This window comes from Amycolatopsis umgeniensis, from assembly GCF_014205155.1.
Classification (GTDB): Bacteria; Actinomycetota; Actinomycetes; order Mycobacteriales; family Pseudonocardiaceae; genus Amycolatopsis; species Amycolatopsis umgeniensis.
Window position 1 is genome coordinate 8,914,124 of the sequence record NZ_JACHMX010000001.1, and the last position, 25,613, is coordinate 8,939,736.

The 25,613-nt window shown below is 68.5% G+C and carries 29 protein-coding genes; 23 read left to right on the forward strand and 6 right to left on the reverse strand.

Annotated elements, in window-relative coordinates:
• Window positions 1-14 precede the first annotated feature (14 nt).
• Window positions 15-620, forward strand: coding sequence for a hypothetical protein (locus tag HDA45_RS40605; RefSeq protein WP_184904666.1), 606 nt, complete (start codon window positions 15-17; stop codon window positions 618-620).
• On the opposite strand, the gene HDA45_RS40610 is transcribed toward HDA45_RS40605, so the two are convergent.
• On the reverse strand, window positions 617-1,135 hold the full coding sequence (locus HDA45_RS40610) for an NUDIX domain-containing protein (RefSeq protein WP_184904668.1): 519 nt from the start codon (window positions 1,133-1,135) through the stop codon (window positions 617-619). The genes HDA45_RS40605 and HDA45_RS40610 overlap by 4 nt on opposite strands.
• A gap of 43 nt (window positions 1,136-1,178) precedes the next feature.
• On the opposite strand from HDA45_RS40610, the gene dop reads away from it, so the two are divergent.
• The 4 genes from dop (at window position 1,179) to prcA (ending at window position 4,699) form a co-directional block, all read left to right on the forward strand.
• Complete coding sequence (gene dop / locus HDA45_RS40615; protein ID WP_184904670.1) at window positions 1,179-2,681, forward strand: depupylase/deamidase Dop; 1,503 nt, start codon at window positions 1,179-1,181, stop codon at window positions 2,679-2,681.
• A gap of 97 nt (window positions 2,682-2,778) precedes the next feature.
• Window positions 2,779-2,973 carry a ubiquitin-like protein Pup gene (locus HDA45_RS40620; RefSeq protein ID WP_037319666.1) on the forward strand — a complete coding sequence of 65 codons (195 nt, stop codon included), beginning with the start codon at window positions 2,779-2,781 and terminating at the stop codon, window positions 2,971-2,973.
• A 73-nt stretch (window positions 2,974-3,046) separates the two neighbouring features.
• The gene (prcB, locus tag HDA45_RS40625; protein WP_184904672.1) at window positions 3,047-3,883 is read left to right on the forward strand and encodes a proteasome subunit beta; all 837 of its coding nucleotides are present in this window, start codon (window positions 3,047-3,049) and stop codon (window positions 3,881-3,883) included.
• Between the two features lie 51 nt (window positions 3,884-3,934).
• On the forward strand, window positions 3,935-4,699 hold the full coding sequence (prcA, locus tag HDA45_RS40630) for a proteasome subunit alpha (protein WP_184904674.1): 765 nt from the start codon (window positions 3,935-3,937) through the stop codon (window positions 4,697-4,699).
• A gap of 82 nt (window positions 4,700-4,781) precedes the next feature.
• Here the strand turns inward: prcA and HDA45_RS40635 are convergent, their stop codons facing one another.
• Window positions 4,782-5,420, reverse strand: a complete 639-nt coding sequence (locus HDA45_RS40635) for an RICIN domain-containing protein (protein WP_184904676.1) — start codon at window positions 5,418-5,420, stop codon at window positions 4,782-4,784.
• Between the two features lie 284 nt (window positions 5,421-5,704).
• Between HDA45_RS40635 and HDA45_RS40640 the strand changes: the two genes are divergently transcribed.
• The gene (locus HDA45_RS40640) at window positions 5,705-6,679 is read left to right on the forward strand and encodes a MarR family transcriptional regulator (RefSeq protein WP_184904678.1); all 975 of its coding nucleotides are present in this window, start codon (window positions 5,705-5,707) and stop codon (window positions 6,677-6,679) included.
• A 19-nt stretch (window positions 6,680-6,698) separates the two neighbouring features.
• Here the strand turns inward: HDA45_RS40640 and HDA45_RS40645 are convergent, their stop codons facing one another.
• Complete coding sequence (locus HDA45_RS40645; protein WP_184904680.1) at window positions 6,699-8,177, reverse strand: phosphatase PAP2 family protein; 1,479 nt, start codon at window positions 8,175-8,177, stop codon at window positions 6,699-6,701.
• 147 nt (window positions 8,178-8,324) lie between these two features.
• Here HDA45_RS40645 and pafA point away from each other — a divergent pair, with 147 nt between their 5' ends.
• The 8 genes from pafA to HDA45_RS40685 all read left to right on the forward strand — a co-directional run bounded on the left by pafA (window position 8,325) and on the right by HDA45_RS40685 (window position 14,562).
• Window positions 8,325-9,683, forward strand: coding sequence for a Pup--protein ligase (gene pafA, locus HDA45_RS40650; protein ID WP_101607686.1), 1,359 nt, complete (start codon window positions 8,325-8,327; stop codon window positions 9,681-9,683).
• 89 nt (window positions 9,684-9,772) lie between these two features.
• Window positions 9,773-10,495: a YbaB/EbfC family nucleoid-associated protein gene (locus HDA45_RS40655; protein WP_184904682.1), complete on the forward strand. Its 723-nt coding sequence runs from the start codon at window positions 9,773-9,775 to the stop codon at window positions 10,493-10,495.
• Complete coding sequence (locus HDA45_RS40660; RefSeq protein ID WP_184904684.1) at window positions 10,495-10,821, forward strand: hypothetical protein; 327 nt, start codon at window positions 10,495-10,497, stop codon at window positions 10,819-10,821. Before HDA45_RS40655 ends, HDA45_RS40660 begins: the two co-directional genes overlap by 1 nt.
• Window positions 10,822-10,842: 21 nt before the next feature.
• Window positions 10,843-11,601 (forward strand): hypothetical protein, encoded by a 759-nt coding sequence (locus HDA45_RS40665; RefSeq protein WP_184904686.1) that lies wholly within the window; start codon window positions 10,843-10,845, stop codon window positions 11,599-11,601.
• Window positions 11,598-12,158, forward strand: coding sequence for a hypothetical protein (locus tag HDA45_RS40670; protein ID WP_343072267.1), 561 nt, complete (start codon window positions 11,598-11,600; stop codon window positions 12,156-12,158). Before HDA45_RS40665 ends, HDA45_RS40670 begins: the two co-directional genes overlap by 4 nt.
• A gap of 75 nt (window positions 12,159-12,233) precedes the next feature.
• Complete coding sequence (locus HDA45_RS40675; RefSeq protein ID WP_184904688.1) at window positions 12,234-13,277, forward strand: WD40/YVTN/BNR-like repeat-containing protein; 1,044 nt, start codon at window positions 12,234-12,236, stop codon at window positions 13,275-13,277.
• A 12-nt stretch (window positions 13,278-13,289) separates the two neighbouring features.
• Window positions 13,290-13,628 (forward strand): ArsR/SmtB family transcription factor, encoded by a 339-nt coding sequence (locus HDA45_RS40680; protein WP_184904690.1) that lies wholly within the window; start codon window positions 13,290-13,292, stop codon window positions 13,626-13,628.
• A gap of 70 nt (window positions 13,629-13,698) precedes the next feature.
• On the forward strand, window positions 13,699-14,562 hold the full coding sequence (locus HDA45_RS40685; protein ID WP_184904692.1) for a TIGR03620 family F420-dependent LLM class oxidoreductase: 864 nt from the start codon (window positions 13,699-13,701) through the stop codon (window positions 14,560-14,562).
• Here the strand turns inward: HDA45_RS40685 and HDA45_RS40690 are convergent.
• Genes HDA45_RS40690 through HDA45_RS40700 form a run of 3 tightly spaced genes read right to left on the reverse strand, consistent with a single transcriptional unit; the run spans window position 14,559 to window position 16,682 of the window.
• Complete coding sequence (locus HDA45_RS40690; protein WP_184904694.1) at window positions 14,559-15,257, reverse strand: SDR family oxidoreductase; 699 nt, start codon at window positions 15,255-15,257, stop codon at window positions 14,559-14,561. The genes HDA45_RS40685 and HDA45_RS40690 overlap by 4 nt on opposite strands.
• A complete protein-coding gene (locus HDA45_RS40695; protein ID WP_184904696.1) occupies window positions 15,254-15,706 on the reverse strand; it encodes an SRPBCC family protein in 453 nt (150 codons plus the stop codon). The genes HDA45_RS40690 and HDA45_RS40695 overlap by 4 nt, the downstream gene beginning before the upstream one ends.
• 37 nt (window positions 15,707-15,743) lie before the next feature.
• A complete protein-coding gene (locus tag HDA45_RS40700) occupies window positions 15,744-16,682 on the reverse strand; it encodes an NADP-dependent oxidoreductase (protein WP_184904698.1) in 939 nt (312 codons plus the stop codon).
• Between the two features lie 103 nt (window positions 16,683-16,785).
• Here HDA45_RS40700 and HDA45_RS40705 point away from each other — a divergent pair, with 103 nt between their 5' ends.
• The 9 genes from HDA45_RS40705 to HDA45_RS40745 all read left to right on the forward strand — a co-directional run bounded on the left by HDA45_RS40705 (window position 16,786) and on the right by HDA45_RS40745 (window position 25,575).
• Window positions 16,786-17,217: a winged helix-turn-helix transcriptional regulator gene (locus tag HDA45_RS40705; protein WP_184906539.1), complete on the forward strand. Its 432-nt coding sequence runs from the start codon at window positions 16,786-16,788 to the stop codon at window positions 17,215-17,217.
• Between the two features lie 9 nt (window positions 17,218-17,226).
• Entirely contained in the window at window positions 17,227-18,207 is a 981-nt protein-coding gene (locus tag HDA45_RS40710) for a WYL domain-containing protein (RefSeq protein WP_184904700.1), read from the forward strand.
• Window positions 18,204-19,181 (forward strand): helix-turn-helix transcriptional regulator, encoded by a 978-nt coding sequence (locus HDA45_RS40715; protein WP_184904702.1) that lies wholly within the window; start codon window positions 18,204-18,206, stop codon window positions 19,179-19,181. Before HDA45_RS40710 ends, HDA45_RS40715 begins: the two co-directional genes overlap by 4 nt.
• Before the next feature lie 9 nt (window positions 19,182-19,190).
• A complete protein-coding gene (locus HDA45_RS40720) occupies window positions 19,191-19,400 on the forward strand; it encodes a bacteriophage holin (protein ID WP_093936082.1) in 210 nt (69 codons plus the stop codon).
• A gap of 37 nt (window positions 19,401-19,437) precedes the next feature.
• A complete protein-coding gene (gene tatA, locus HDA45_RS40725) occupies window positions 19,438-19,773 on the forward strand; it encodes a Sec-independent protein translocase subunit TatA (protein WP_101607697.1) in 336 nt (111 codons plus the stop codon).
• Between the two features lie 108 nt (window positions 19,774-19,881).
• Entirely contained in the window at window positions 19,882-20,853 is a 972-nt protein-coding gene (tatC, locus tag HDA45_RS40730; RefSeq protein WP_184904704.1) for a twin-arginine translocase subunit TatC, read from the forward strand.
• A 6-nt stretch (window positions 20,854-20,859) separates the two neighbouring features.
• The gene (locus HDA45_RS40735; protein WP_184904706.1) at window positions 20,860-21,732 is read left to right on the forward strand and encodes a diacylglycerol/lipid kinase family protein; all 873 of its coding nucleotides are present in this window, start codon (window positions 20,860-20,862) and stop codon (window positions 21,730-21,732) included.
• 80 nt (window positions 21,733-21,812) lie between these two features.
• Entirely contained in the window at window positions 21,813-24,590 is a 2,778-nt protein-coding gene (locus HDA45_RS40740; protein ID WP_184904708.1) for a DEAD/DEAH box helicase, read from the forward strand.
• Window positions 24,591-24,780: 190 nt separating this feature from the next.
• On the forward strand, window positions 24,781-25,575 hold the full coding sequence (locus HDA45_RS40745) for a DUF4333 domain-containing protein (protein ID WP_184904711.1): 795 nt from the start codon (window positions 24,781-24,783) through the stop codon (window positions 25,573-25,575).
• Window positions 25,576-25,613 lie beyond the last annotated feature (38 nt).

Consider the following 25,613-nt stretch of genomic DNA (forward strand, 5'->3'; position numbering starts at 1 on the left):
GGGGAGGCTTGAGGGTGCGTCATCGGCAGGTAATCGCGGTGGCGACGGTCGCGCTGTTCGGTTTGTCGGGCTGCGCCGATCGCCCCAACGACCTGGACACCTATTACGACGACCCCACCCCGACTCCCACGGTCGAGCCGGTCCAACCTTCGGTGAAACCGCAGGCCGCCCCGGTTCCGCAGCCGTCGACCAAGGCACCGGTCCCCGCTGCCGTTTCCGCCGCGTTGCTGACCGACGAGGACCTCGCTGAGGAAGAGGTCGTTCCCGGCGAGAGCAAGGTGTCCGGCTGTCTGACCGGGCTGACCCGCGGCACGAGCCGCTCGGCCGCGTGGTCCTACGCGAGCGGCTCGACGCTGGAGCACCAGGTCACCGAGTACACCGACCGTGACGCGTCGGACGTCGTCGCCCAGGCGGACTGCGATGGCAAGAAGCTCACGCTGACGAAGCAGTCCGGTGTCGAAGTCCAGCGGGCTTGGTGCGAAGGCACGACGTGCACCGTGTTGCTCGCCAAGGGGAAGCTCGTCTCCGCGCTCAGCGTGACCGCCGGGACCGAAGCGCGGGCGACCGACGCGGCCCGGCGGCTGTTGCCTGTCGTCGCGCAACGCCTCCGTTCGGCCTAGCGGGCGGCTTGCCGCCGGAACCACTCCAGGGCGCCGAGGCGGCCGTCCGGGATGAACCGGCTTTCCGGATCGTCGAGCCACGAACGCAACTCGTCCAGCGTCAGCCATCGTCCTTCGACCACTTCGGACTCTTGATGGACGAAGGGGCCGTCCCAGCGCGTTTCGAAGGCGAAGTTGTGACAGCGGATCGTGTCGTCGTCGGTGACGTGGACGAAAAGCGGCCGTAGTTCCACTCCGTGAACACCCAGTTCTTCAGCCAGTTCACGGCGGGCGCAGTCCTCCGGGGTCTCGCCCGCGGCGACGATGCCGCCCGCCCAGCAGTCCCAAGTGGAGGGATAGACGTCCTTCGTAGCGGTGCGCAGGTGCACGTAGACCGAGCCTCCGTCACTCGAACGGACCAACACCACGCCCGCCGCGTGCCAGAGCCCTTCGGCTCGGACCCGGGAGCGAGTGGCCTCTCCCACCTCGGTTCCACCGAGGTCATAGAGCGCAACGAGTTCGTCACTGCCTGACATGGGGGGCATCGTCGCACGGCCTCGACCCCGTAGGGTGGTGGGTATGCGGCGGATCATGGGAACCGAAGTCGAGTACGGCATCGCGGTGCCGGGCGACGCGACGGCGAACCCGGTACTTACCTCGACCCAGGTCGTGTTGGCCTACGCGGCCGCGGCGGACATCCCGCGGGCCCGGCGGGCACGATGGGACTACGAGGTGGAATCGCCCCTGCGCGACGCCCGTGGTTTCGATCTGACCGGTCCGAGCGGCCCTGGGCACGACCCGGACGTCGAGGACCTCGGCGCGGCGAACGTGATCCTCACCAACGGCGCGCGGTTGTACGTCGACCACGCTCACCCGGAGTACTCGGCGCCCGAGGTGACGAACGCGCGCGACGCGGTCATCTGGGACAAGGCGGGCGAGCGGGTCATGGAGGAGGCGGCGCGCAAGGCCGCCACCGTCCCCGGTCAGCCGCCGTTGCAGTTGTACAAGAACAACGTCGACGGCAAGGGCGCGAGCTACGGCACGCACGAGAACTACCTGATGCAGCGCTCGACCCCGTTCACCGCGGTGATCGCGGGGCTGACGCCGTTCTTCGTGTCGCGTCAGGTGATGACGGGTTCGGGCCGCGTCGGGGTCGGGCAGCAGAGCGAGGAAGCCGGCTTCCAGCTTTCGCAGCGCTCGGACTACATCGAGGTCGAGGTCGGCCTGGAGACGACGCTCAAGCGCGGGATCATCAACACCCGCGACGAACCGCACGCCGACGCGGACAAGTACCGCCGCCTGCACGTCATCATCGGCGACGCGAACCTGGCCGAGTACTCGACGTACCTCAAGGTCGGGACGACGGCGCTGGTGCTGGACCTGATCGAGGCGGGTATCCGGTTCGACGACCTGAAACTGGACGAGCCGGTGCGGGCGGTGCACCAGATCAGCCACGACCCGACGCTGAAGGCGAAGGTGTCGCTGGCCAACGGGCGGAAGTACACCGGGCTGGACCTGCAGTTCGCCTACCACGAGATCGCTTCGGCGAACCTCGAGCGGACAGGTGCGGACGAGGCCTCCAAGGAGGTCCTGCGGGTCTGGGGCGAGATCCTGGACGCGCTGGCGCGGGACCCCCAGGAATGCGCGGACAGGCTGGACTGGCCGGCGAAGCTGCGGTTGCTCGAGGGCTACCGCGCGCGGGACCAGCTGGCCTGGGGCGCGCCGCGATTGCGGCTGGTCGACCTGCAGTACTCGGATGTCCGGCTGGACAAGGGTCTGTACAACAGGCTCGTCACCAGGGGTTCGATGAAGCGCCTGGTGACCGAGGAGGAGGTGCTGGAGGCGATCACGACCCCGCCTTCGGACACCAGGGCCTACTTCCGGGGCCGCACGCTGGAGAAGTACGCCAACTCCATCGCCGCGGCTTCCTGGGATTCGGTCATCTTCGACGTCGGCAGGGAATCGCTGGTGCGGATCCCGACGTTGGAGCCGTTGCGGGGCACGAAGGCCCACGTGGGGAAGTTGCTGGACGACTCCGCGACCGCCGAGGAGCTGGTGGAGGCGCTCACCGGTTCGGACTAGCGGGATTTCCTTTCATCGGGGTTAAGCGATCACGGATCCCACGGAATGTCGGGACCGCTGGGTAGGCTAGGAAACATCGGCCACACCGGGAGGCGAGATGGCTCAGGAAAAGATCGAAAAGCACGGCGGCGGCGACTCGGACGAAGAGTTCGAGGACGGCGGTCCGGCGGGCCAGGAGCGGCGCGAGAAGCTCGGTGAGGACGTCGACACGATCCTCGACGAGATCGACGACGTGCTCGAGGAGAACGCCGAGGACTTCGTCCGCGCGTACGTGCAAAAGGGCGGCGAGTAACTCGTTTCCGGCGGCCCCGTGCGGCCGCCTGTGCGGAGCCGGCGGATCACACAGATTGGAACTTTGAGCACGTATGGAACACACCTCGGGTAAGTCGGCGCTGCCCGCCGCGTACTTCTCGTCGGCGACCTCGTCGTTCTCGGACTTCCTTCGGGCGCAGGCGCCCGAGCTGCTCCCGGAACGGCGGGTCGCGGCCGGGGCGGGCGGGCTGGACGCGCCGCACGGTACGACGATCGTCGCGGTCAAGTTCGCGGGCGGGGTGCTGATCGCCGGTGACCGGCGGGCGACGTCGGGCAACCTGATCGCTTCGCGCGACATGGAGAAGGTGCACGTCACCGACGAGTACTCGGCGGTGGGTATCGCGGGTTCGGCCGGGCTGGCGATCGAGATGGTGCGGCTGTACGCGGTCGAACTGGCGCACTACGAGAAGATCGAGGGTGTTTCGCTCTCGCTCGACGGCAAGACGAACAAACTCGCCGGGCTCGTGAAGTCCAACCTCGAGATGGCGATGGCGGGCCTGGCCGTGCTGCCGCTGTTCGTCGGATACGACCTCGACGCGGAGGACGCGAAGCACGCCGGCCGGATCGTCTCGTACGACGCGACGGGCGGCCGGTACGAGGAGAGCGCCGGTTACCACGCCATCGGTTCGGGTTCGCTGTTCGCGAAGGGCTCGCTGAAGAAGCTGCACGACCCGGACGCGGACGCCGAAGGCGCGATCCGGGTGGCGGTGGAGGCGTTGTACGACGCGGCGGACGATGACACCGCGACCGGCGGGCCGGATCTGGTGCGCCGGATCTTCCCGACGATCGTGACGGTCACCGCGGAACAGGGTGCGGTGGCGTTGCCGCTCGAGCAGACGACCGCGGTGGCCGAGGCCATCGTGGCCGCGCGATCCGAGCGCGGGCGCTAGCCGTCCTCCCTGTCCCTTTCCGATGAGAGCCAGAAAGAGCGGAGCACCACAGTGACGATGCCGTTGTACGCCTCTCCCGAGCAGTTGATGCGGGAGCGTTCGGAGCTCGCGCGCAAGGGCATCGCGCGCGGCCGGAGCGTGGTCGCGCTGAAATACCGCGGCGGCGTGCTGTTCGTGGCCGAGAACCCCTCGGCGACGTTGCACAAGGTGTCGGAGATCTACGACCGGATCGGTTTCGCGGCCGTGGGCCGCTACAGCGAGTTCGAAAACCTCCGCGTCGCCGGTATCCGGCACGCGGATCTGAAGGGCTACCAGTACGACCGGCGGGACGTCAGCGCGCGTGCGCTGGCGAACGCGTACGCCGCCACGCTGGGCAGCATCTTCACCGAACAGCTGAAGCCGTTCGAGGTGGAGGTCTGCGTCGCCGAGGTCGGCGCGACCGCCGCCGATGACCAGTTGTACCGGTTGACCTACGACGGTTCGATCTTCGACGAGCCGAAGTTCGTCGTGATGGGCGGTCAGGCCGACACGCTCACCACGAAGCTGAAGGAGAGCTACGAGCCGGACCTGGAGCTGGACGTGGCACTCGGGGTCGCCGTGAAGGCGTTGCGCGACAACACCCCGGCGCCCGCGAACGGTGACTCGGATCCGGTGAAGCTCGAAGTGGCCGTTCTCGAGCGGGAGCGGCGTGGCCGTAAGTTCCGCCGGGTCGCCGGAGCCGCGCTGGACGCGCTGCTGCCCGCCGAGCCGGAAGAGCCGAAGAAGGACGACGAGTCCGAGGGCGCCAAGCCCGAGGGCGAGTCCAAGAAGGACTGAGCCTCGAGTACGTGAAGGCCTCCTTCCCTACCTTGAGAGTAGGGAAGGAGGCCTTCACGGACATTCAGCCGCCGGTCTGATGTCAGGCCGGGCCGGTGCCCCACCACTGGCTGCGGCCGCCGGCGATGAAGCTCCACAGCTGGAGCCGCGTGCCGTTGGAGGCCGAGTTGCCCTCCGCGGTCAGGTAGCGGCCGCTGCTCGGGCTCTGGAACCGGACGTAGCCCTCGGGGTTGACGGTGCCGCCCCACCACTGGTTCTTGGCACCGGGAATGTAGTCCCACAGCTGGACGATGGTGCCGTTGTTGTTGATGGTGCCGAGGTCCGCGTCCAGGTAGCGGCCGCTGGCTACGTTCTGGAAGCGGGTGAAGCCCTCGGGGTTGTCGGTGATGTAGAACGCCTGGTGGTCCGCGTCGAAGTTGCAGTCCCAGACCTGCATCTTGGTGCCGTTGCGGTTGAGGGTGCCCAGGTCGGCGTCCCAGCACTTGTTCGCGTCCAGTCCGGACGGGATGAGGAACATGTCCGCGTCGGCGACACCGGCCGCCTGAGTGCGCGCGCCGGTCGAGGTGCGCTTGACGGGGATGAGCTTGAAGCCGTTCACGGTGACGGTCTTGAATCCGTCGCCGTGAGGCTGCGGGGCCGCGGTTGCGGCGGGCGCGGTGGCCAGGGTCAGGACACCGGCCGCGGCGGCGATGATTACCGCCAGGCGCTTCATTTTGGTCATTTTCTTTCCCCTTTGTGGAAAGCGTTTTCTCCCAGTGAGGTGAAGGGGAGCGACAGGCGTCGTCGAGCCGCGACGAACGCGGCCTTTGGGCCTGCCGGTGATTCCCCCTCGTGGAAGGTTCCGCGTAAACCCCCGAGAAGCGGACCTTCTGTGAACATCATTCAGGTCTGAACCACGGCCGTCGAGGAGATTTCCGGCAGCGGCAAAAAGGCAGTTCAGCGATGTAACGGAATGGGCTGGCTCACGATTTCACGGCGAAGACCCGGATCAAGGCGAGGACATCCGTGCGTATCGAGCTGACGTTGCAGGACCTGACGCGCGTCCGGCTCGCGTCCGAAGCCGATCCTTTGGCCGAGTTGGTTTCCAGTTTGCAGATCCTGCAGCGGCGGGACGCGGGCTCGGCCTTGTTCAACCGATGGCGGCACCGGGTCCGGCTCGGGCTCGGGGAGTCGGCTTCGGTCCTGCTGTGGCTGTGCCGTCCGTACACGCCGATCCCGCCGTTCCTCGTTCCGGACACGGACGAAGGCGGTTTGGAGGCGGGGCTCGCGGAGATCGCCCGGACCGATTCGGTGTGTTTGAAGTCGGCGCTGCGGGACCTCCCGGCGAACCGGGAGCTGCCCGCCTGGGCGGCGGGTTTGCCGGACGGGGACACCGCCGGGCTGCCGAAGCTCGTCCAGGCGTTGCAGGACTACTTCGACCTGTCACTCGCGCCGGGCTGGGAACCGGCACGGGCGCAGGTCGACGCGGACCACGGGATGCGGGCACAGCTGTTGGTGCACGACGGGGTGGACGCGGTGCTGACGAGCCTGCGGCCACTGGTGCGCTGGGCGTCCCCGGTGCTGGAGGTCGTCGACGGGATCGTCGGTTCCTGCGGCGCGGGCGGCACCGGGCTGGTGCTCTCGCCGACCTACTTCGCGGTTTGCCCGGTGATCGTCCCGGCGACGGCCGAGACACCGGTCCGGCTGCTGTATCCGTCGGTGCGCCAGGCCGCTCCGTCGACCGCGTACGGCCGTGACGTGCGGAGATCGCCGGACACCGCCCTGGCGGACCTGCTCGGGCCGACCCGGGCGGCGGCGCTGGCCGTCCTCGCTGTCGGGTGCAGCACTTCGGAGCTGGCGGCCAGGCTGGGCGTGACCCCGTCGGCGGTCAGCAAGCACGCGACGGTGTTGCGGCGCGCGGGGCTCATCACCACCGAACGCGACCGCAACGCCGTGCTGCACTCGCTGACGCCGCTGGGCAGCGCCCTGCTGGAGGCCTAGGCGCTGCCGGAGGCACCGCCTAGATCCGGTAGATCGTGAGCGCGCTCGGCCGCGACCGGAAGAGGAAGTCGTTGCCGAGCGGTCCGACCTCGCCGTCGGTGGCGACCCGGCGATTGCCGTTGAGCAGCCGGACATGCAGTTCCGGGACGTCGAGTTCCTGGTACACGTGGCTGGCGTTGAGGCTGTTCGTGATCGTGGCGAGAATGAACCGCGCCCGCGAGTAGGGCAGGTCCGCTCGCAGGTAGCGGACGTCGAGAAGGCCGGTGTCGAGTGCCGGACGGTGCGACGGTGCGAACCCCTTGGGCGAGTAGGTGCCGTTGCCGACGAACAGCAGCCAGATGCTGGTGCTCTTGCCGTTGAGCGTCACTTCCAGCGGCTTCGCGCGACGCAGCGTCCTGGCGAGCGCGATCGCCGCGGACGGCCACTTGGGGTGCCGCTTCTGCAGCTTTTCCCTGATCCGCACCATTTCCGGGTATCCGCCGAGGCTGGCGGTGTTGACGAAGTAACGGTGGTCATCGTCGTCGTTGATCTCGACCTCGCCGAGGTCGACGCCGACGGCGTTGCCCGCTTCGGTGGCGGCGTCCGCGTCGGGCATCGAGCGCATGCCGACGTCGCGGGCGAAGTGGTTGAGCGTGCCCGCCGGGATGAGCGCGAGCGGCAGGTCGTGGTCGGCCGCGACGGCGGCCACCGCGGCGACGGTCCCGTCTCCGCCGGCGACGCCGAGGGCGCGCACGGTGTTGTCGCGGGCGGCGATCTCGTCGCAGAGCTGATCGCGCAGGTCGCGCTTCGAGTCCGGGTACAGGATGGTGGCCTTGGGCCAGGCGAAGCGGGCTTCCTCGGTCGGGTCCTGGCCGTCGATTCCGGAATGCGGGTTGACCAGGACGAGCATGTCCTCGCCGTCGCGCATTTCGGGCGCCTCGGCGGTGTGCACGGTGCGGCCGGGGACGTCGGGGTTCAAGGGCCACCAGTGCCGCGTCAGCAGGCCGGCGCCGACGCCGATGCTGATCCCCACGCCGACATCACTGGGCCAGTGGACGCCGGTGTGGACGCGGGAATAGGCCACGGCGGCGGCCAGCGGCACCAGGGCCGCGCCCGTCTTGGGCGATTCCATCGCGACGGCCGTGACGAAGGCGGCCGCCGACGCCGAGTGTCCGGACGGGAACGACGACGAGGTCGGGCGCCGGACGAGGCGCCGGTGCATCGGCACCTCCTCGGCCGCGGGGCGACGGCGGGGGAACAACGGCTTGCCGATCAGGTTCGCCGCCGCGCTCGCCCCGGCGATGGCGGCCACGCCGCGGAGCGCGCCTCGGCGTGTCGGGCCCTTCTTCGCCGCGAGCAAGACTGCGACACACCACCAGAGCTTGGATTTGTCCGCACTTTTGGAGAGCGACGTGATCACGTCGTCGGCCCTGGTCCTCGGCAGTGCCGCGCTCCTTGCCATCAGCCGCCGGTCGGTCCGTCCGACCTTGCGGAAAGGGCGCTTGAGCTGCTTTAACACGGTTTCCCCACTTCCGGGCCGGGATGTCATGTGCGTGATACCCGATCGGGACTTCCCGCACACCTTTCACCGAATGCAACGTACCGACCGCGTGTCGCCGCCCGAACGGCGCACCGTCAGTGGGTCCTCACCGCCTACTCTGGTGGGATGCAGCGGCGGATCTTTGGCATCGAGACCGAGTTCGGGGTGACGTGCACCTTTCACGGGCAACGCAGGCTCTCCCCGGACGAAGTGGCGCGTTACCTGTTTCGGCGTGTCGTGTCCTGGGGGCGTTCGTCGAACGTCTTCCTGTCGAACGGCTCGCGGCTCTACCTCGACGTGGGCTCTCACCCCGAGTACGCCACGGCCGAATGCGACGACCTCGTCCAGCTGGTCACGCATGACAAGGCGGGCGAGCGGATCCTCGAGGACCTCCTGGTCGACGCCGAGCGTCGGCTGGCGGACGAGGGCATCGGCGGCGACATCTTCCTGTTCAAAAACAACACCGACTCGGCGGGCAACTCGTACGGCTGTCACGAGAACTATCTGGTGACCCGTGCGGGGGAGTTCTCCCGCATCGCCGACGTGCTCCTGCCGTTCCTCGTGACCCGGCAGCTGATCTGCGGCGCGGGCAAGGTGCTGCAGACGCCGCGCGGCGCGGTGTACTGCCTTTCCCAGCGAGCGGAACACATCTGGGAGGGCGTCTCCAGCGCGACGACGCGTTCGCGGCCGATCATCAACACCCGTGACGAGCCGCACGCCGACGCCGAGCGCTACCGGCGCCTGCACGTGATCGTCGGCGACTCCAACATGGCCGAACCGACCACGCTGCTCAAGGTCGGATCGGCGAACCTGGTGCTGGAGATGATCGAGGCGGGCGTCCAGTTCCGCGACTTCACGCTGGACAACCCGATAAGGGCCATCCGAGAGATCAGCCACGACCTCACCGGCCGCCGCCAGGTGCGGCTCGCCGGCGGTCGTGAGGCGTCCGCGCTGGACATCCAGCGGGAGTACCACGCCCGCGCCGTCCAGCACGTCAAGGAGACCGGTTCCTCGCCGCAGTCCGAGCGCGTCGTCGAGCTGTGGGGCCGGGCGCTGGAGGCGGTGGAGCAGCAGGACTTCAGCAAGATCGACACCGAGATCGACTGGGCGATCAAGCACCGGCTGGTCGAGCGTTACCGCGCCAAGCACGACCTCGACCTGTCGAGCCCGCGGATCGCGCAGCTCGACCTGGCCTATCACGACATCCGGCGCGGCCGCGGGATCTTCGACCTGCTGCAGCGCAAGGGTCTCGTGCGCCGGGTGACCGACGACGGCGAGATCGAACTGGCCAAGGACACCCCGCCGCAGACCACGCGGGCGAAGCTGCGCGGTGACTTCATCGCCGCCGCGCAGGCCGCCGGACGCGACTTCACCGTGGACTGGGTGCACCTCAAGCTGAACGACCAGGCGCAGCGGACAGTGCTGTGCAAGGACCCGTTCCGCTCGGTGGACGAACGGGTCGAAAGGCTCATCTCCTCGCTCTGATCGACACCCGGCTCAGAACCGGCTGACACGCGACCATCACTCCGAGTACGGTGTTGATCGCTGTTGGTTCTGAGCCGGGGAGGGCGAGGATGGACGACGAGCGATGGGCCTTCGAGGCCGAGCTGGAACAGGACGACGATCCACCACGGTCGTCAGCCATTGAGCCGGTTCCCGAGGAGGACCGGATCAGCGGGCAGGATCAGGACGGTGTCGTCACCGTGGTCGTGTCACCGAACGCCGACGTCCTCTCAGTGGTCCTCGAGCAGGAGTGGAAACAGTCGGTCGACCCGCGTGGGTTGCACCGTGCCGTGGCCGGGGCGGCGAACGCCGCCACCATCGCCGCTTTGGGGCGGCAGGTGGATGATGTCGCCGGCAATCCGCCTGCCATGCCCACCTTCGGCGCGACACCCGCGTCCGCCGCTGACGAGTCGCGGCTCAGTACCCAAGACATGCTTCGGCTCGTGGAAGCCGCGACCGCCGAGTTGGCGAAGTTCACCCAGCGAGCCGCCACGGTCGTCAATCGCCGCATCACCGTTGAGAGCGGCGGTGGCCATGTCCGCGGCGAGATGACCAATGGGCAGATCGTCGCCATGGAGATCGACCCGTCGTGGTTGGCGCAGGTGCGGACGGGCGAGATCGAGAGCGAAATACTCGACGTGCTTCGTCAGCTTCGCAAGGCGAGTACTCCACCGGGTCTCGCCGATGGTCCACAAGGCCCCGCGATCGCCGAGATCATGGGAATGCTCTTCGACCCGCACCGGATGGCGCGCCGTGTCGGCCTCGAACCGTCGGTCGATGGGGAGCAGGTCTGATGGCGGACGCTTACGACATCGCGCTGGCGCTGGACGCGCTTCGCTCGGATGCGGACTTATGGGACGCTGCCGCGGACGGTCTCGCTCCTCCTCGGGCCGCGATCGATCCCTTGGGTCTGACACCACGGGACGTCATGTCCTACGCGGCGGCGAAGGGTCTCGACAAGCAATACAACCAGGCCCGCGCACTCATCCAGGACATGATCGACCAGGCTGGGAGCAACTTCCGCGCATTGTCTTCCAGTTTGCGCACGGCTGCCGATCGGTACGCACACGACGAAGACCAGCATGCGCTCGACATCGACCGCGCCGGCCGCGGCCAGTGACCGAAGCGAGGGGAATCCGCCATGACGGCCGCTGGAGTGAATCCGGTCATCGATCAGTCGATGGAAAAGCTTCGTGAAATCGAAGACAAGATCCGCGAGTTGTTCGACCAGGTGAACAGCGTGATGAGCTGGGTGCCCGGCGTCCTCTCGGATTTGATCGAACCCATCCGCCGGGTCATGAACGAGCTCAACCAGAAAGTGACCGAGCTGTGGGACGCGAGCAAGAGGTTCGCCACGGATCGAGGAGATCCCGCCAAGCTGAGGCAAGTGGCGGCCGAGTGGTCGGAGCGGATCGGTAACAGCATCGGCGAGATCGCCGGTTCGGTATCCCTCGACAAGCTCCAGACGAACATCGAATGGAGCGGCAAGGCCGCCGAGACCTACAAGGCCACCGTGCCCGCTCAAGTCGCGGGACTGAACTCGCTCAAGGATCTGGGATTGCAGATCCGGAACTCGCTCGTCAACCTCGCCAACGGTCTCGAGAGCTTCTGGATCCAGATATACGGAACCCTCGCGGGGCTGGCGATCGCTACCGCCGCTGCCGTTGTCAGTGCCATCTCCGTGGTCGGAATTCCGGCTGCGGTCGTCATTCTGATCGGAGTGATCGGCGCGGGTATCGCCTCGATCTTCACCACCATCAGTGCGGTTGATTCGCTTACCAACAGCATCGGTGTGGAACAGGCCGCGATTCTGGACAAGGTCACTGCGCTGGGGAACACCTGGCCCAGGACCAACACGGAATCGATGTCGCATTCGACGGACTGGAAGCGGCAGTCGTGACATATCCGACCGTCTGGCCGACGGAGCCTTACCGGTGGCTGCCACCAGGCATGATCAGAACCATTCGCGAAATCGCCACCAGTCTCGGGATGGGGACAAGCGCTGTCGGCCTGGTGCTCATTGTCGTGATACAGATAGAAGGAAGGATTCTTCCTACTTCGACTGATGGGGCCAATGTCCTCACCATGGGAATGGCGACACTGACTGCTGCCTTCCTCCTCCTCTCCGGCGTTGGCATGATGCTGTCGCGGTTCTCTGTGAGGACAGGTGCCGTCGAGACCAAGACGGCCATCCTTCTGCGTGGCATCGAAGCGGGAATGTTCGGTGGAGCATTTTTCACGACGGTGGTCTTCTTGATCTTTTATGTCTCGGGGGTTGCGGGTTCCGGTCGATACGAGGCGAAAGATCGCCTTGAATTCACCCCCGGCATCGTGATGTACACACTCCTGCCGGTGCTCGCCACGATTCTGACGATCGTCAACCTCGTCGTCGCCCACCGCTTGCTCTTCCCGACCGTCGAGAAGGTGCAGAGGCATCTTTCGCGGGAGTCTGGCTGACGCGGGTCTCGCCAGGTCGCAGTCAGCCACGCTAGGGTGGCCCGCGCGATTTTCGACCGAGGGAGAGGTGCGCCGATGCGCCGTGCGTTGCTGGTCTTGCTGGGTGCGGTCGTCCCGATGGTGTTCACCGGCGTCGCCCACGCCGCACCGGAGTGCCCCGAGCCGACGTGGACGGAGACCCCGACGGGAACGGACGCGCAGTTGCGCGGGCTTTCCGCGGTGGATTCGCGCACGGCGTGGGTCAGCGGCAGCAGGGGCACCATCCTGCGCACCACCGACCGCGGCCGCACTTGGAAGCAGGTCGCCCCGGCCGGCACCGAAGCGCTCGACTTCCGTGACATCGAGGCCTTCGACGCCGACCACGCGGTCGCCTTGTCCATCGGGCCCGGTGACGCGTCCCGGATCTACCGCACCGACGACGGTGGGAAGAGCTGGCGACTGTCCTTCCAGAACAGTGACCCGGCCGCCTTCTACGACTGCGTCGCGTTCTTCGACCACCGGCGTGGTCTCGCGATGAGCGACCCGGTGGACGGCAAGTTCCGGTTGCAGTCCACTTCGGACGGCGGCCGCAGCTGGGCGCCCGTGCCCGCCGAGGGGATGGTCCCCGCGCTCGACGGCGAGTTCGGTTTCGCCGCCAGCGGCCAGTGCCTCACCACGTCGGGTCCGCGCGACGCCTGGATCGCCACCGGCGGCGGGGCTAGCGCGCGCGTCCTGCATTCCGGCGATGGCGGGCGGACCTGGGAAGCCGCCGACACTCCGTTGCCCAGTGGTGCTTCCGCCGGGGTCTTCTCGGTGACGTTCCGGGATCCGCGGCACGGCGTGGCCATCGGCGGCGACTACGCGGCGCCGAACGCGCCCGGCCCCGCGGTCGCGCTCAGCGCGGACAAGGGACGCACCTGGCGGACACCGTCGGAAGCCCCCGTCGGCTATCGCTCCGGCCTGGCGTGGCTCGGGAACACCGTCATCGCCGTCGGCCCGGGCGGGAGCGATGTGAGCCCCGACGGCGGACGGCACTGGAAGGCCTTCGACACCGGATCCCTCGACTCGGTCGATTGCGCGCGAGGCGCTTGCTGGGCGAGCGGGGCCAAGGGGCGGGCCGCGAGGCTCAGCGGGGTTTAAGCTCGAAGGACCATGACCGCACACGCTGAACCCGTCCAGGACACCGAGCATCTGGTCGAGGTGCTGAAGGCGCTCGCCAATCCGATCCGGCTCCAGGTGCTCGGCTGGCTGCGCGAACCGGACCGGCATTTCCCGCCGGAGCGGGCGATCGCCGACCAGAACGAGGTCGGCGTCTGCGTCAGCCATCTCCAGGCGAAGCTCGGGCTCGCGCAGTCCACGGTGTCCGCGTACATGGCGCTGCTGCAGCGCGCCGGGCTCGTCCAGTCCACCAGGGTGGGGAAGTGGACGCACTACCGGCGTGACGAGCAGCGGATCGCGCAGCTCGTCGACCTGCTCGGACGGTCCATCTGAGCCTCTCGGGAATAACATATCGAAAATCTGCGATACTTCGATATGTAAGACTCGACCTGAGGAGAGACAGATGGAACTGGGGCGTTTCGGGATCTGGACGTTCGACTTCGAAGACCAGCCCGCGAGCATGCTGCGGGATTCGGTGCGGGAACTGGAAGAGCTGGGCTGGCCCGCGATCTGGATCCCGGAGCGGGACGGCCGGGAAGCGCTGACCCACGCCGGATTCCTGCTGGCGTCCACCGAACGGATCTCCGTCGTCAACGGGATCGCGCGTATCGACTCCCGTGGATCGCGCTGGACCCACGGCGCGGCACTCCTGCTCGCCGACGCCTTCCCGGACAGGCATGTACTGGGACTCGGCTTCGGCGGTGCGCGTCCCGGCATCAAACCGCTGGAAGCGATGGGTGACTACCTCGACGAACTGGACGCGATCACCAGCGCCAACCCGTTGCCCGCCGCCCCGATGCGGCGGCTGCTGGCCGCGTACGGGCCGAAGATGCTCGGACTGGCCCGCGACCGGTCCGAGGGCGCGCACACCTATCACGTGACGGTGCCGCATACCGCCCAGGCGAGGGAAGTGCTGGGGGACAAGGCCTTCCTCGGCGTCGAACACGCCGTCCTGTTCGAAACCGATCCGGGCAAGGCCCGCGAGATCGCCCGCGGGCACCTGCACGTGTACCTCACGTCGGAATACAACGTCGCCAAGTATCGCCGCCTCGGCTACACCGAGGCCGACATCGACGGTGGCCGCGGCAGCGACAGGCTCGTCGACGATCTCGTGTTCTGGGGTGACCTCGACACCGTCGCCACGAAACTGCGCGGACATCTCGACGCCGGCGCCGATCACGTCGGGATCCAGGTCCTCGGTGTCGGACCCGGTGAATCGGCCATGCCGCACTGGCGGCGGCTGGCCGAAGCGCTGCTGCCGAGTTAGCGGACCTGCCCGGTCGGCCGGACCACGATCTCGTTGACGTCGACCGAGGGCGGTTGCTCCAGCGCGTAGAGCACCGCCCTCGCGATGTCGTCGGGTTCCAGTTTCGGCTTGGACTTCGAGTCCTCGGGGATCATCGAGGTGTCGACCAGCCCCGGCTGGACCACGGTCACGCGGACACCGGTGCCGATGGCCTCCTCGCGAATGGAACCGGCGAGCCCGGTCACCGCCCATTTCGTCGCCGAATAGAGGTTCCCGGGCCGGTGATAGCGCCCGGCGACCGAACCCGTCAGCACGAGGTGCCCCTTCGATTCCGCCAGTGACGGCAGGGTCGCCCGCGCAGTGAGAGCGGTGCCGTAGACGTTGGTCAGCACCATGTCCCGCCACTGCTCGGGGTCCGCGCCGCCGTCGCCGAAGAACGAGACCACGACGCTCTGTCCCGCGTTGGCGAACACCGCGTCCAGGCGGCCGAAGGTCGTTTTCACCGTCTCCACGGCGGAGGAGAGCGACTCCCAGTCGGTGACGTCCACGGCGAGCGCGAGGGCGCGCTCCTCGCCGAACTCGGCGACGAGGGGGAGCAGCGCCTCGCGGTCGCGGGACAGCAACGCCAGCCGGAATCCGGCCGCCGCGGCCCGGCGCGCGGTGGCCTCGCCGAGACCGCGGGAGGCGCCGGTGATCAGCAGTACTCGATCGTTCATGCCTCCAAACTAGGCGCCGTGTACGTGTCCCACTCGGGCACGGGTTCGCCGACGAGGGAGGCGCCGAGCCGGTCGAGGTAGAAGTGCCAGCCCTTGAGGATGTCCGAGGTGTCCCAATCGGTCTTGGGCAACAGATGCACGAAATCGAGCACCGTCTTGTCGCCCTGCGCGGTGAGGGTCAGCTCCACCCGCCAGGTCGGCTCCTCGGTGTTCTGCAGATCCATGACCAGGCGTTTCGGTGGGTCGCATTCGCGGATGACGGCGCGGCTCGGTTCGGAGCCCTCCTCGGCGGTCATCGACAGCATGATCGTGTTGCCGACTCCGGCTTCGCCTGTCCACGGGCCGATCCAGCGCGCCGTGCGGTCGGATTCGGTGAGCGCCGACCAGACGTCTTCGATCGGGTCCGGGTACTCGCGCCGGAGTTCGAGCCGGGTCTCCTGGTTGTCCATAATGCGAAGATAACCGAGTGCTTAATTAAGCGTCAACTTATTCTTTGGTCAGGACCAGCCGTCCGCGGAGTCCGCCCGCCGCCAGGCGCTCATGCGCCGCGATCGCGTCCTTCAGGGGCACCGTGTCGGTGACCCTGAGAGCGAGCACGCCATCATCGACGAGGTTCGCCAGATCTGCCAGCGCGACACCGTCCGCGCGGATCCAGACGTGCTCGACCCTGATGCCGCGCAAGGGGATCGGGGCCGCTCCGGCCGCGAACACGACGAACCGTCCACGGCTCGCCACGGCGTCGAGAGCTTCGAGCCCGAGCAGCGCCGTGTCGAGGGCCGCATCGACGCCGCCGGGGATCTGCGCTCGCACACGGTCGGCGACGAAATCCCCGCGAGGGATGAAAACCTCCGCGCCGAAGCCGCGAACCAGCGCCTCGTCAGCGGAACCGGCGACCGCGACCACGCGGAAGCCGCGGGCCTTGGCCAACGCGACCGCGAAGCCGCCGACAGCGCCCGCCGCACCGGTCACCAGGACCGTCGCTCCCGGCGGCAGATCGAGCAAGTCGAGGGCCTGCGCGGCGGTGAGGCCGTTCAGTGGCAGGGTCGCGGCCTCCACAGTGGACACCGTCCGCGGGGCGGCGGCGATCGCGGCGGCATCGAGTACGACGAACTCGGCGTAAGTGCCGAGCGCGGCCGAAGGCCGGTCCCGCAGGCCGATCACGGCGTCGCCGATGGCGAATCCGGCGACCCCGGCGCCCACCGCGTCGACCGTCCCGGCCACGTCCCAGCCGATCCCGAGCACTTCGCGCGGCGGGATGATCCCCGCCTCGGTCAGGAAACCCGACCGGGTCGCCGCGTCGACCGGGTTGACCCCGGCCGCGGCCACCTTCACCCGCACCTGACCGGTTCCCGGTTCCGGCACCGGGATCTCGGCGAAGTCCAGGACCTCCGGGCCGCCGAACCGGCGGACCACCACTGCGCGCATCGTTCTCCTCCAAGGGGTCGTTCACCGCGAACGTATGGGGAGTTACTCTCCATCGGGAAGTACGCACCTCGAGGTGCCCAACCCACGCGGAGGTACGGCGACCGTGGTCACGCGCACGGCACAGGAGCGGCGAGCCGAGGAAAAACGGGCCTATGACGCCTACCTCGCGGCCTGCCCGGCCCGGAAGCTGCTCGACGAGGTCTCGGGCAAATGGGTCAGTCTCGTCCTCGTCGCCCTCGGCGACGGTCCCCAGCGCTACAGCGACCTCTCGCGCAGGATCGCCGGTGTCAGCCAGAAGATGCTCACGCAGACCCTGCGGACCCTGGAACGGGACGGCCTGCTGACCCGCACCGTCACCGCTTGCGTACCGGTCCGCGTGGACTACGAATTGACCGATCTGGGCTTGAGCCTGCGGCAGCTGGTGGCGGGGATCAAGGACTGGGCGGAGACACGGTTCGACGAGGTCGAGACCGCCAGGGATCGTTATGACGCGCGATCGGCGGCTCTCACCATCGGGTCGGACGGCGCGGGCTAGGGTAGCCGGGTGTCCACCGCACGCGCCGAACGATTGGTCAACCTGGTTCTGGCCCTCCTGTCCACCCGGCAGTACCTCACCGCCGAGCGGATCCGGGGCATCGTGCCCGGGTACGCCGACGCGGCCAGCGACGAGGCCTACTTCCGCATGTTCGAGCGCGACAAGACCGAACTGCGCGAACTCGGCATCCCGCTGGAGACCGGCCGCAACTCCGCGTTCGACGCGATCGACGGCTACCGGATCGCGCGCCGCGACTACGAACTCGGCGAAATCGACCTGGCGCCCGACGAAGCGACCGCGGTCGGCCTCGCCGTCCGGCTCTGGGATTCACCGGAGCTGACCGGTGAAGCGCAGGGCGCGCTGGTGAAGCTCCGTGCCGCCGGGGTCGAGGTCGACGACCACGCCCCGACCGTCGTCGAGCCCCGCGTCCGCGCCGAACCGGCGTTCGGCCCGCTGCTCGCCGCCGTCCAAGCCGGGCAGGCGGTGCGCTTCGAGTACCGGCGCAGCGGTTCGGCCGAACGCAAGATCCGCACGCTCGAACCGTGGGGCGTGGTGTCCTGGCGAGGCCGCTGGTACGTCGTCGGGCACGACAGGGACCGCGGCGCGTCCCGCTGCTTCCGCCTCTCGCGCGTGACAGGGAAGGTCGCGGCCTTCGGCGCTTGCGGCGTCGTCGACCGCCCGGAAGGGGTCAACCTGCTGCAGATGGTTTCGGCCAGCAGCAGTGAGGACCCGTCCGCGCCGACCACGGCCAGCGTCTGGGTCGCCGACGGCCGGGCCGCCGGGGTCCGCCGCCGCGGCCGCGTGGTCGGCCGCAGCGACGCCGGGGGAGAAGAAGGCGACCTCGTGGAGATCGAGCTGTACTACCCCGAATCCGCCGCCGACTGGCTCACCGCCCACGGCCCGGACATCCTGGTCCTCGAACCCGAGGTCCTCGCGAAGTCGGTTTTCAGCCGCCTCGAGGCCATCGCGCACGCGGGCGGTGCTCGATGAGCGCCACCGGACGGATGCCGCGCCTGCTCGCGCTCGTGCCGTACCTGCTCGCCCGGCCCGGTATCAAGATCACCGACGCCGCCCACGACTTCGACGTCACGCCCAAGCAGCTGCGCAAGGATCTCGAACTGCTCTGGATGTGCGGGCTGCCCGGCTACGGCCCCGGCGACCTGATCGACCTCTCCTTCGAGGGCGACACGATCGTCGTCACGCACGACGCGGGAATGAACCGCCCGCTGCGGCTCACCGGCGGCGAGGCGACGGCCATGCTGGTCGCGCTGCGGGCACTCGCCGAGACACCCGGCGTACTCGACGCCGACGCCGTCCGCCGTGCCATCGCGAAGATCGAGGCCGCCGCGGGACAGGCTCAGCCGTCGGGGATCGTCGTCGGAGGGGGAGTGCGGGAAGGCAAGAAGACCGCCGGCACCCGCGAAGCCGTCCGAGCCGCTCTCACCGCGAAGCGCGCGTTGCGGATCCGGTACTACACCGCGTCGAAGGACGAGATCACCGAACGCACCGTCGACCCCATGCGGCTGCTGATCGTCCAGGCCGTCGGCTACCTCGAAGCGTGGTGCCGCCGCGCCGAGGACGTCCGGCTGTTCCGGCTCGACCGCATCGACGAGCTGACGGTGCTCGACGAGCCGGCCGTCCCGCCCGCACACGCCCGGCCGACCGACATTTCCGACGGAGTCTTCCGCCCGCGTCCCGATCAGCAGGAAGCCGTTCTCGTGCTCGACCCGGACACACGCTGGGTAGCCGAGTACTACCCCTGCGAGGAACTCGCCGAGCTCGACGGCGGCCGCCTGCGGATCCGGATGCGGTACGCCGACGAGTCGTGGATGGTCCGGCTGATCCTCGGTCTGGGTGGAGACGCGCAGGTCGAAAGCCCCGCCGTGCTCGCGGAGGCTGTTCGTCGACGCGCGGCCGACGCGCTGGCGCGGGCTCGTCACCTAACGTCAACCTACGAGCAGTAGGGTGACGCCGTGTCGTACCTGCCGAGCATCGTGCTCGCCGTCGCCGGGCTGATCCTGCTCTTTGTTCTGCTCATCAAATTACGCAGAGTCTTGCGCGTGCTCACCCATACGATGAGCATGGTGGCTACGAACACCCGAAAACGGACAGGGCTGCTCCGCGCCCGGTCGGCCGCGCTCCGCGTGGCGATCGCGCAACGACGTGGGCTCGAAGACCGGTAACATCTCACCCAGAGACTCGAGAAGGAGGCCGCAAACGATGAACGCGCTGCAGCCGTGGCACATCATCATCCTGGTGCTCGTCGTTGTTCTGCTGTTCGGCGCCAAGAGGCTTCCGGACGCCGCGCGGTCCATCGGCAAGTCCATGAAGATCTTCAAGGCCGAGACCAAGGACATGGCCGGGGACAAGGACAAGGCCGCCGAGACCGAAGAGGTCGAGACCAAGCAGCTGCCGCAGGCCACCACGCCCGCGCCCGCCGCGTCGACGGCGCAGGACAAGCAGGTCGCCGACCTTCAGCGTCAGCTCGACGAGCTCAAGAAGCAGCAGGCTCCCACGCCCGCACCGGCCGAGCAGGCGCAGAAGAACGCCAGCTGAGCGGTCTCGGCAAGCAGTTTGTAGCCAGACCAGCGGAGCCTGTTCGCGGATGAGCGCGTCGAAAGCACGGCGCGCTCATGGTGGACCCTGACGAGAACGGACTGTCCAGTGGCGGATTCCGCCCCCGGTGAGGAGCGCCGCGGTACGCCGCGGCGCAAGCGCAGCCGTCGGAGCAATCCCGACGGCACGATGACGCTCATCGAGCACATCTACGAGTTCCGGCGCCGCCTGGGCTTCGCGTTGCTCGCCATCCTTGCCGGCGGGATCATCGGTTTCCTCTGGTTCCAGACCAAGGTGGGCCCGATCCCGTCGCTGGGTGAGATCATGACCGGCCCGTATTGCGGCATTCCGTATCAGCGCAGGCTCGGAGGCACCGAGCACGGTCCGTGTCAGCTGCTCCAGACGGTCCCGTTCGAAGCCTTCATGATCCAGCTGAAGGTCGGCCTCGCCGCGGGCGCGGTGCTGCTCGCGCCGCTGTGGCTCTACCAGGTCTGGGCGTTCATCGCGCCCGGTCTCTACTCGAAGGAGCGCAAGTACGCGCTCACCTTCGTCTTCTTCGCGTCGATCCTCTTCGCCACCGGCGCCGTGCTCGCGTACCTGCTCATCCCGCACGCTCTCGAGCTGCTGATGAACTTCGGTGGCGACCAGTTCATCACCGCCCTCACCGGTGACAAGTACATCTCGTTCATCCTGTCGCTGCTGCTGATCTTCGGCGTCAGCTTCGAACTCCCGCTGTTCGTGGTGATGCTGAACCGTGTCGGCGTCTTGAAGTACCAGATGCTGAAGAAGTGGCGCCGCGGCCTGATCATGGTGGTGTTCGTCTTCGCCGCGTTCGCGACGCCCGGTTCGGACCCGTTCTCGATGATCGCCTTGGCGGGTGCGCTGATCGTGCTGCTGGAGATGTCCATCCAGATCGCGCGTTTCCACGATCGCAAGCTCGACAAGGAACGCGGCACCGAGGGCTGGGACAAGCTCGACGACGATGAGGCCGCGCCGTTCGACTACACGCCGAGCACGATCGACGAGGAGCCCTCCGCCGCCACGAACGGCAAGCGGACCAGCACCGACGACGTCACCTGATCCGGGATGCACGCGGCACTGGCCGTCCACCCCGCTTCCGGTGACGGAGCCGCGGGACGGCTGATGGAGTCGGTCGCGGCGCGGCTGCGGCCCGCCGTCGACAGGCTCGACGTCCTCGTGGCCAACACGGTCGAGGAATCCCGCGCGCTGATGACCGACTCGCGCGCGGCCGGACTGGACGTCCTGGTCGTACTCGGCGGCGACGGCGCGGTGCACGAAGGCGTCCAGTTCTGCGCCGATTCCGGGGTCGCTCTCGGCCTCGTCCCCGCGGGCACCGGCAACGACTTCGCCAGGGCGCTCGGCATCCCGGAGAGCCCGCACGCGGCCGCCGACGCGGTCGCACGGCGGCTGCGGGCCGGGGAGCGTCGCAGGATCGATCTCGGGCGGGCCGGCGGCGAATGGTTCGCCACCGTGCTGTGCTCCGGTTTCGACGCCCTGGTCACCGAACGCGCCAATCGGCTGTCTTGGCCTCGTGGCCCGCGCCGCTACGACGTCGCGATCCTGGCCGAACTCGCCGCTTTCCGGCCGCGGCCGGTCGTGCTCCGCACCGACGTCGAGACCCTCGAACTCGACGCCACCATGATCGCCGTCGGCAACACCCCGTTCTACGGCGGTGGCATGCGGATCTGCCCGGGAGCCGATCCGGAGGACGGCCGGTTCGACGTCACCGTCGTGGGCGACGCGACCAGGCGTGACCTCCTCCGCATGCTGCCCGGTGTCCGTTCCGGAAGGCACGTCGAGCATCCGGCGGTCCGGACCCTCAAGGCCAGCCAGATCCATCTCGCGGGCAGTGATCTGCCCGTCTACGCCGACGGCGAGCCGCTGGGCGCGCTGCCGATCGACATCTCCTGCGTTCCCGGCGCGCTCACCGTCGTCTGAGTCGGCTGAATACGGGTTCGCCCTGACCTCGATCGTCACACCGAGTGCGAACTGTCGGTGGGGTATGGAACCCTGACGAAGTGGTCAATAGCCCTTCTCAGACCCCGGCCGAGGCCTACGCCGCCTCCCAGCGCCGAGCGCAGTATCCCCAGCTGACCCGCTTCGCGGCGGAGTCGTCTTTCGAATTCGACGACTTCCAGGTCCGCGGTTGCGAGGCGCTCGAAGGCGGGCACGGCGTGCTCGTCTGCGCGCCCACCGGCGCCGGGAAGACCGTGGTTGGCGAGTTCGCGGTGCATCTCGCCCTCGCCGAAGGCCGCAAATGCTTCTACACGACACCCATCAAGGCGTTGTCGAACCAGAAGTACGCCGACCTCGTCGGCCGCTACGGCGCCGACGCCGTCGGTCTGCTGACCGGTGACACCTCGATCAACGGCAATGCGCAGGTCGTGGTCATGACCACCGAAGTCCTGCGCAACATGCTCTACGCCGGGTCCTCGACCATCGGTGAGCTCGCCTACGTGGTGATGGACGAGGTCCACTACCTCGCCGACCGGTTCCGCGGCGCGGTCTGGGAAGAGGTCATCCTCCACCTGCCGGAGCACGTCCGGGTGGTCGGTCTGTCGGCCACGGTGAGCAACGCCGAGGAGTTCGGCGAATGGCTCGTCGAGGTCCGCGGCGACACCACCGTCGTCGTCGACGAGCATCGTCCCGTGCCGCTGTGGCAGCACATGCTGGTCGGCAACAGGCTGATGGACCTGTTCGCGGGCCAGGAGGAACACGCGCCCGGTGCCGAACTGCGGATCAACCCCAGCCTGCAGCGTCGTACCGAAGAGGTCGGCCGAGGTTTCGCCCCGGCCGGGATGCGCGGGCCGCGGGGGCGGCGCGGGGCGCCGTCACGGATGCCGCGATTCCGGCCACCGTCCCGTACGGACACGGTCGAGCGACTGGACAACGCCGGTCTGCTCCCCGCCATCGTGTTCATCTTCTCCCGCGCCGGCTGTGACGCCGCCGTGGGCCAGTGCGTCCGGTCCGGGCTGCGGCTCAACGGTCCCGAAGAGGTCGAGAAGGTCCGCCGCATCGTCGCCGAACGCACGAAGGACCTGCCGGAAGGCGATCTCGGAGTCCTCGGCTTCTGGGAGTGGCGTGAGGCGCTCGAACGGGGTATCGCCGGGCACCACGCGGGGCTGCTCCCGGCGTTCAAGGAGACCGTCGAGGAGCTGTTCGTCCAAGGTCTGGTGAAGGTCGTCTTCGCCACGGAGACGCTCGCGCTCGGCATCAACATGCCCGCGCGCACCGTGGTCCTGGAACGGCTGGTCAAGTACAACGGCGAGGCGCACGTCGACCTGACGCCGGGCGAGTACACGCAGCTCACCGGGCGCGCCGGACGGCGCGGAATCGACGTCGAGGGCCACGCCGTCGTCGCCTGGCAGCCGGGGATCGACCCGAAGCAGGTCGGCGGGCTCGCGTCGACGCGGACGTACCCGCTGCGCTCGTCGTTCCGGCCCGGCTACAACATGGCGGTGAACCTGGTCGCCCAGGTCGGTGCGGACGCGGCCCGTGGCCTGCTGGAACAGTCGTTCGCGCAGTTCCAGGCCGACCGGTCGGTGGTCGGGACGTCGCGGCGGATCGAGCGGAACAAGGAGGCCCTGCGGGGCTACACCTCCGCCATCACGGGCGATTTCGAGGAGATGCTCGAGTACGTCGAGCTGCGCACGAAGATCTCGGCCAGGGAGAAGGCGCTCTCGCGGCAGAACACCTCCGCGCGCCGGGCGGGCACGGCCGAGTCGCTGGAGAAGCTCCGCAAGGGCGACGTCATCGCCGTCCCGGCGGGCAGGCGGGCGGGGCTGGCCGTCGTCGTCGATCCGGGCCTCGACCCGATCCGCGAACCTCGGCCCGTCGTGGTCACCGAGGATCGCTGGTCCGGGCCGCTCTCGGTCGCCGACTTCCCGTCACCCGTCGAGGCGCTGGGGAACATCAAGCTGCCGAAGCACATCGAGCTGCGCTCACCCAAAACCCGTCGGGACATCGCTTCGAGTCTCCGTAACGCGGGAATCTCCTTGCCCGGCAGGCAAAAGCGCCGCGCCGGGGCCAATGAGGACGGTGAGCTGGCCGCGCTGCGCCGTGCGTTGCGCGCGCATCCGTGCCACGGGCTGGCCGAACGCGAGGCGAACCTCCGCTGGGTGGAGCGATACCAGCGCCTCACGGCGGAGACAGAGCAGCTGGAACGCAAGGTCGCCGCGACCACGCATTCGCTCGCGCGCGCGTTCGACCGCATCCTGCGGCTGCTCGGTGAGCGCGGCTACCTCGGTCCCGAATCCCAGCGGAACGGCGAGGATCGCGTCACCGAACACGGCAAGCGGCTCACCCGGCTCTACAGCGAGTCCGATCTGCTCGCCGCCGAATGCATTCGGCACGACGTCTGGAAGGGCCTGGCGCCCGCCGAACTCGCGGCCGTCGTCTCGACGCTGGTCTTCGAGGCCCGCCGTGACATCGCGGGGGAACCGCGCCTGCCCGCGGGCAAGGTGCTCGACGCTTGGCAGGCGACAACGCGCCTGTGGATGGAGCTCACCGAGGACGAGCGGCAGCACAAGCTGGACCGCACCCGTGAGCCCGACGCCGGGTTCGCGTGGCCCATCTACCGCTGGGCGCGCGGCGAATCGCTGGAGAAGGTCCTCACCGCCGCCGAGGCGAACGGGCAGGAGTTGTCCGCCGGCGACTTCGTGCGGTGGTCGCGGCAGGTCATCGACCTGCTGGACCAGATTCGCGACGTCCTCGGCCGGGCCGATCCGGTGGGCGCGGCGGCTTCGGACGCCGTGAAGGCTCTGCGGCGCGGTGTCGTCGCGGCCGGCGGCGCTTAGTGGGTCTGGTGAGTGGTCAAGACGGTTCTGCCCGCCTTGACCACTCACGAGGCGTTGGGCCGACCGGCGGATCGAGTTGCGCCGACACCACCCGGGAACAGTGGGCAGGGGCGCCGACCTGTGGTTGGATCGCCCACGACGGCCATGTCAGACGGCCGGTGACGATGGCGGAACAGGCGGAGGCGAAACGATGAGCACGCCGTATGGCGGCAACGACCCGCAGCAGCAGCCCCAGTGGGGGCAGCAGCCGGGCTACGGGCAACAGCCGGGCGGCTCTCAACCGCCGAGTGGTCCGCAGCAGCAGCCGCAGTGGGGACAGCAGCCGCAGTACGACCCGTCGCAGACGCAGCAGCAACAGCCCCAGTGGGGCCAGCAGCCCGCACCCTACGACCCGTCGCAGCAGCAGCCGGGGTATCCCCAGCAGCAGCCCGGTTACGACCCCTCCCAGACGCAGCAGCAACAGCCGCAGTGGGGTCAGCAACCCCCGCAGTACGGCCAGCAGCCGGGCTATCCGCAGAGCGGGCCCCAGCAGCAGCCCGGCTACCCGCAGAGCGGCCCGCAGCAGCAGCCGCAGTACGGGCAGCCGCAGCAGCAGGGCCAGTACGAATACGGCCAGGGCCAGTTCCAGGGCACCCAGGGCGAGGCGCAGGACAAGCCGAAGTCCAAGAAGGGCCTGTTCATCGGGATCGGCGCGCTCGTGGTGATCATCGCGGCGGTCGGCATCCTCGGGTTCGTCACACCGGGCTGGTTCAACACCCAGGTCTTCAACAACACCCAGATGCAGACCGACGTGCAGAAGCTGCTCACCGAGACCTACGGGATCAAGGAGATCAGCGCGGTCTCCTGCCCCTCGGGCCAGGAGGTCAAGGACGGGGTGAAGTTCACCTGCACCGCCACGATCGAGGGCAAGCCGCAGGAGGTGCCGATCACCGTGAAGGGTGACACCGGCAACTACGAGGTCTCGCCTCCCGCCGTCACCAAGTAAACGACGGGCGCCGGGGGCGGTCGATCCTGCATGATCGT

Excerpts from the sequence above, each read along its gene's own strand:
- HDA45_RS40635 (WP_184904676.1), bottom strand. The coding sequence starts at position 5,420 with ATGACCAAAATGAAGCGCCTGGCGGTAATCATCGCCGCCGCGGCCGGT.
- HDA45_RS40620 (WP_037319666.1), top strand. The coding sequence starts at position 2,779 with ATGGCTCAGGAAAAGATCGAAAAGCACGGCGGCGGCGACTCGGACGAA.
- HDA45_RS40655 (WP_184904682.1), top strand. The coding sequence starts at position 9,773 with ATGGACGACGAGCGATGGGCCTTCGAGGCCGAGCTGGAACAGGACGAC.
- HDA45_RS40735 (WP_184904706.1), top strand. The coding sequence starts at position 20,860 with ATGCACGCGGCACTGGCCGTCCACCCCGCTTCCGGTGACGGAGCCGCG.
- HDA45_RS40660 (WP_184904684.1), top strand. The coding sequence starts at position 10,495 with ATGGCGGACGCTTACGACATCGCGCTGGCGCTGGACGCGCTTCGCTCG.
- HDA45_RS40685 (WP_184904692.1), top strand. The coding sequence starts at position 13,699 with ATGGAACTGGGGCGTTTCGGGATCTGGACGTTCGACTTCGAAGACCAG.
- tatA (WP_101607697.1), top strand. The coding sequence starts at position 19,438 with ATGAACGCGCTGCAGCCGTGGCACATCATCATCCTGGTGCTCGTCGTT.
- HDA45_RS40715 (WP_184904702.1), top strand. The coding sequence starts at position 18,204 with ATGAGCGCCACCGGACGGATGCCGCGCCTGCTCGCGCTCGTGCCGTAC.
- HDA45_RS40675 (WP_184904688.1), top strand. The coding sequence starts at position 12,234 with ATGCGCCGTGCGTTGCTGGTCTTGCTGGGTGCGGTCGTCCCGATGGTG.
- prcB (WP_184904672.1), top strand. The coding sequence starts at position 3,047 with ATGGAACACACCTCGGGTAAGTCGGCGCTGCCCGCCGCGTACTTCTCG.
- pafA (WP_101607686.1), top strand. The coding sequence starts at position 8,325 with ATGCAGCGGCGGATCTTTGGCATCGAGACCGAGTTCGGGGTGACGTGC.
- HDA45_RS40680 (WP_184904690.1), top strand. The coding sequence starts at position 13,290 with ATGACCGCACACGCTGAACCCGTCCAGGACACCGAGCATCTGGTCGAG.
- HDA45_RS40700 (WP_184904698.1), bottom strand. The coding sequence starts at position 16,682 with ATGCGCGCAGTGGTGGTCCGCCGGTTCGGCGGCCCGGAGGTCCTGGAC.
- HDA45_RS40610 (WP_184904668.1), bottom strand. The coding sequence starts at position 1,135 with ATGTCAGGCAGTGACGAACTCGTTGCGCTCTATGACCTCGGTGGAACC.
- HDA45_RS40695 (WP_184904696.1), bottom strand. The coding sequence starts at position 15,706 with ATGGACAACCAGGAGACCCGGCTCGAACTCCGGCGCGAGTACCCGGAC.
- dop (WP_184904670.1), top strand. The coding sequence starts at position 1,179 with ATGCGGCGGATCATGGGAACCGAAGTCGAGTACGGCATCGCGGTGCCG.
- HDA45_RS40745 (WP_184904711.1), top strand. The coding sequence starts at position 24,781 with ATGAGCACGCCGTATGGCGGCAACGACCCGCAGCAGCAGCCCCAGTGG.
- HDA45_RS40690 (WP_184904694.1), bottom strand. The coding sequence starts at position 15,257 with ATGAACGATCGAGTACTGCTGATCACCGGCGCCTCCCGCGGTCTCGGC.
- HDA45_RS40665 (WP_184904686.1), top strand. The coding sequence starts at position 10,843 with ATGACGGCCGCTGGAGTGAATCCGGTCATCGATCAGTCGATGGAAAAG.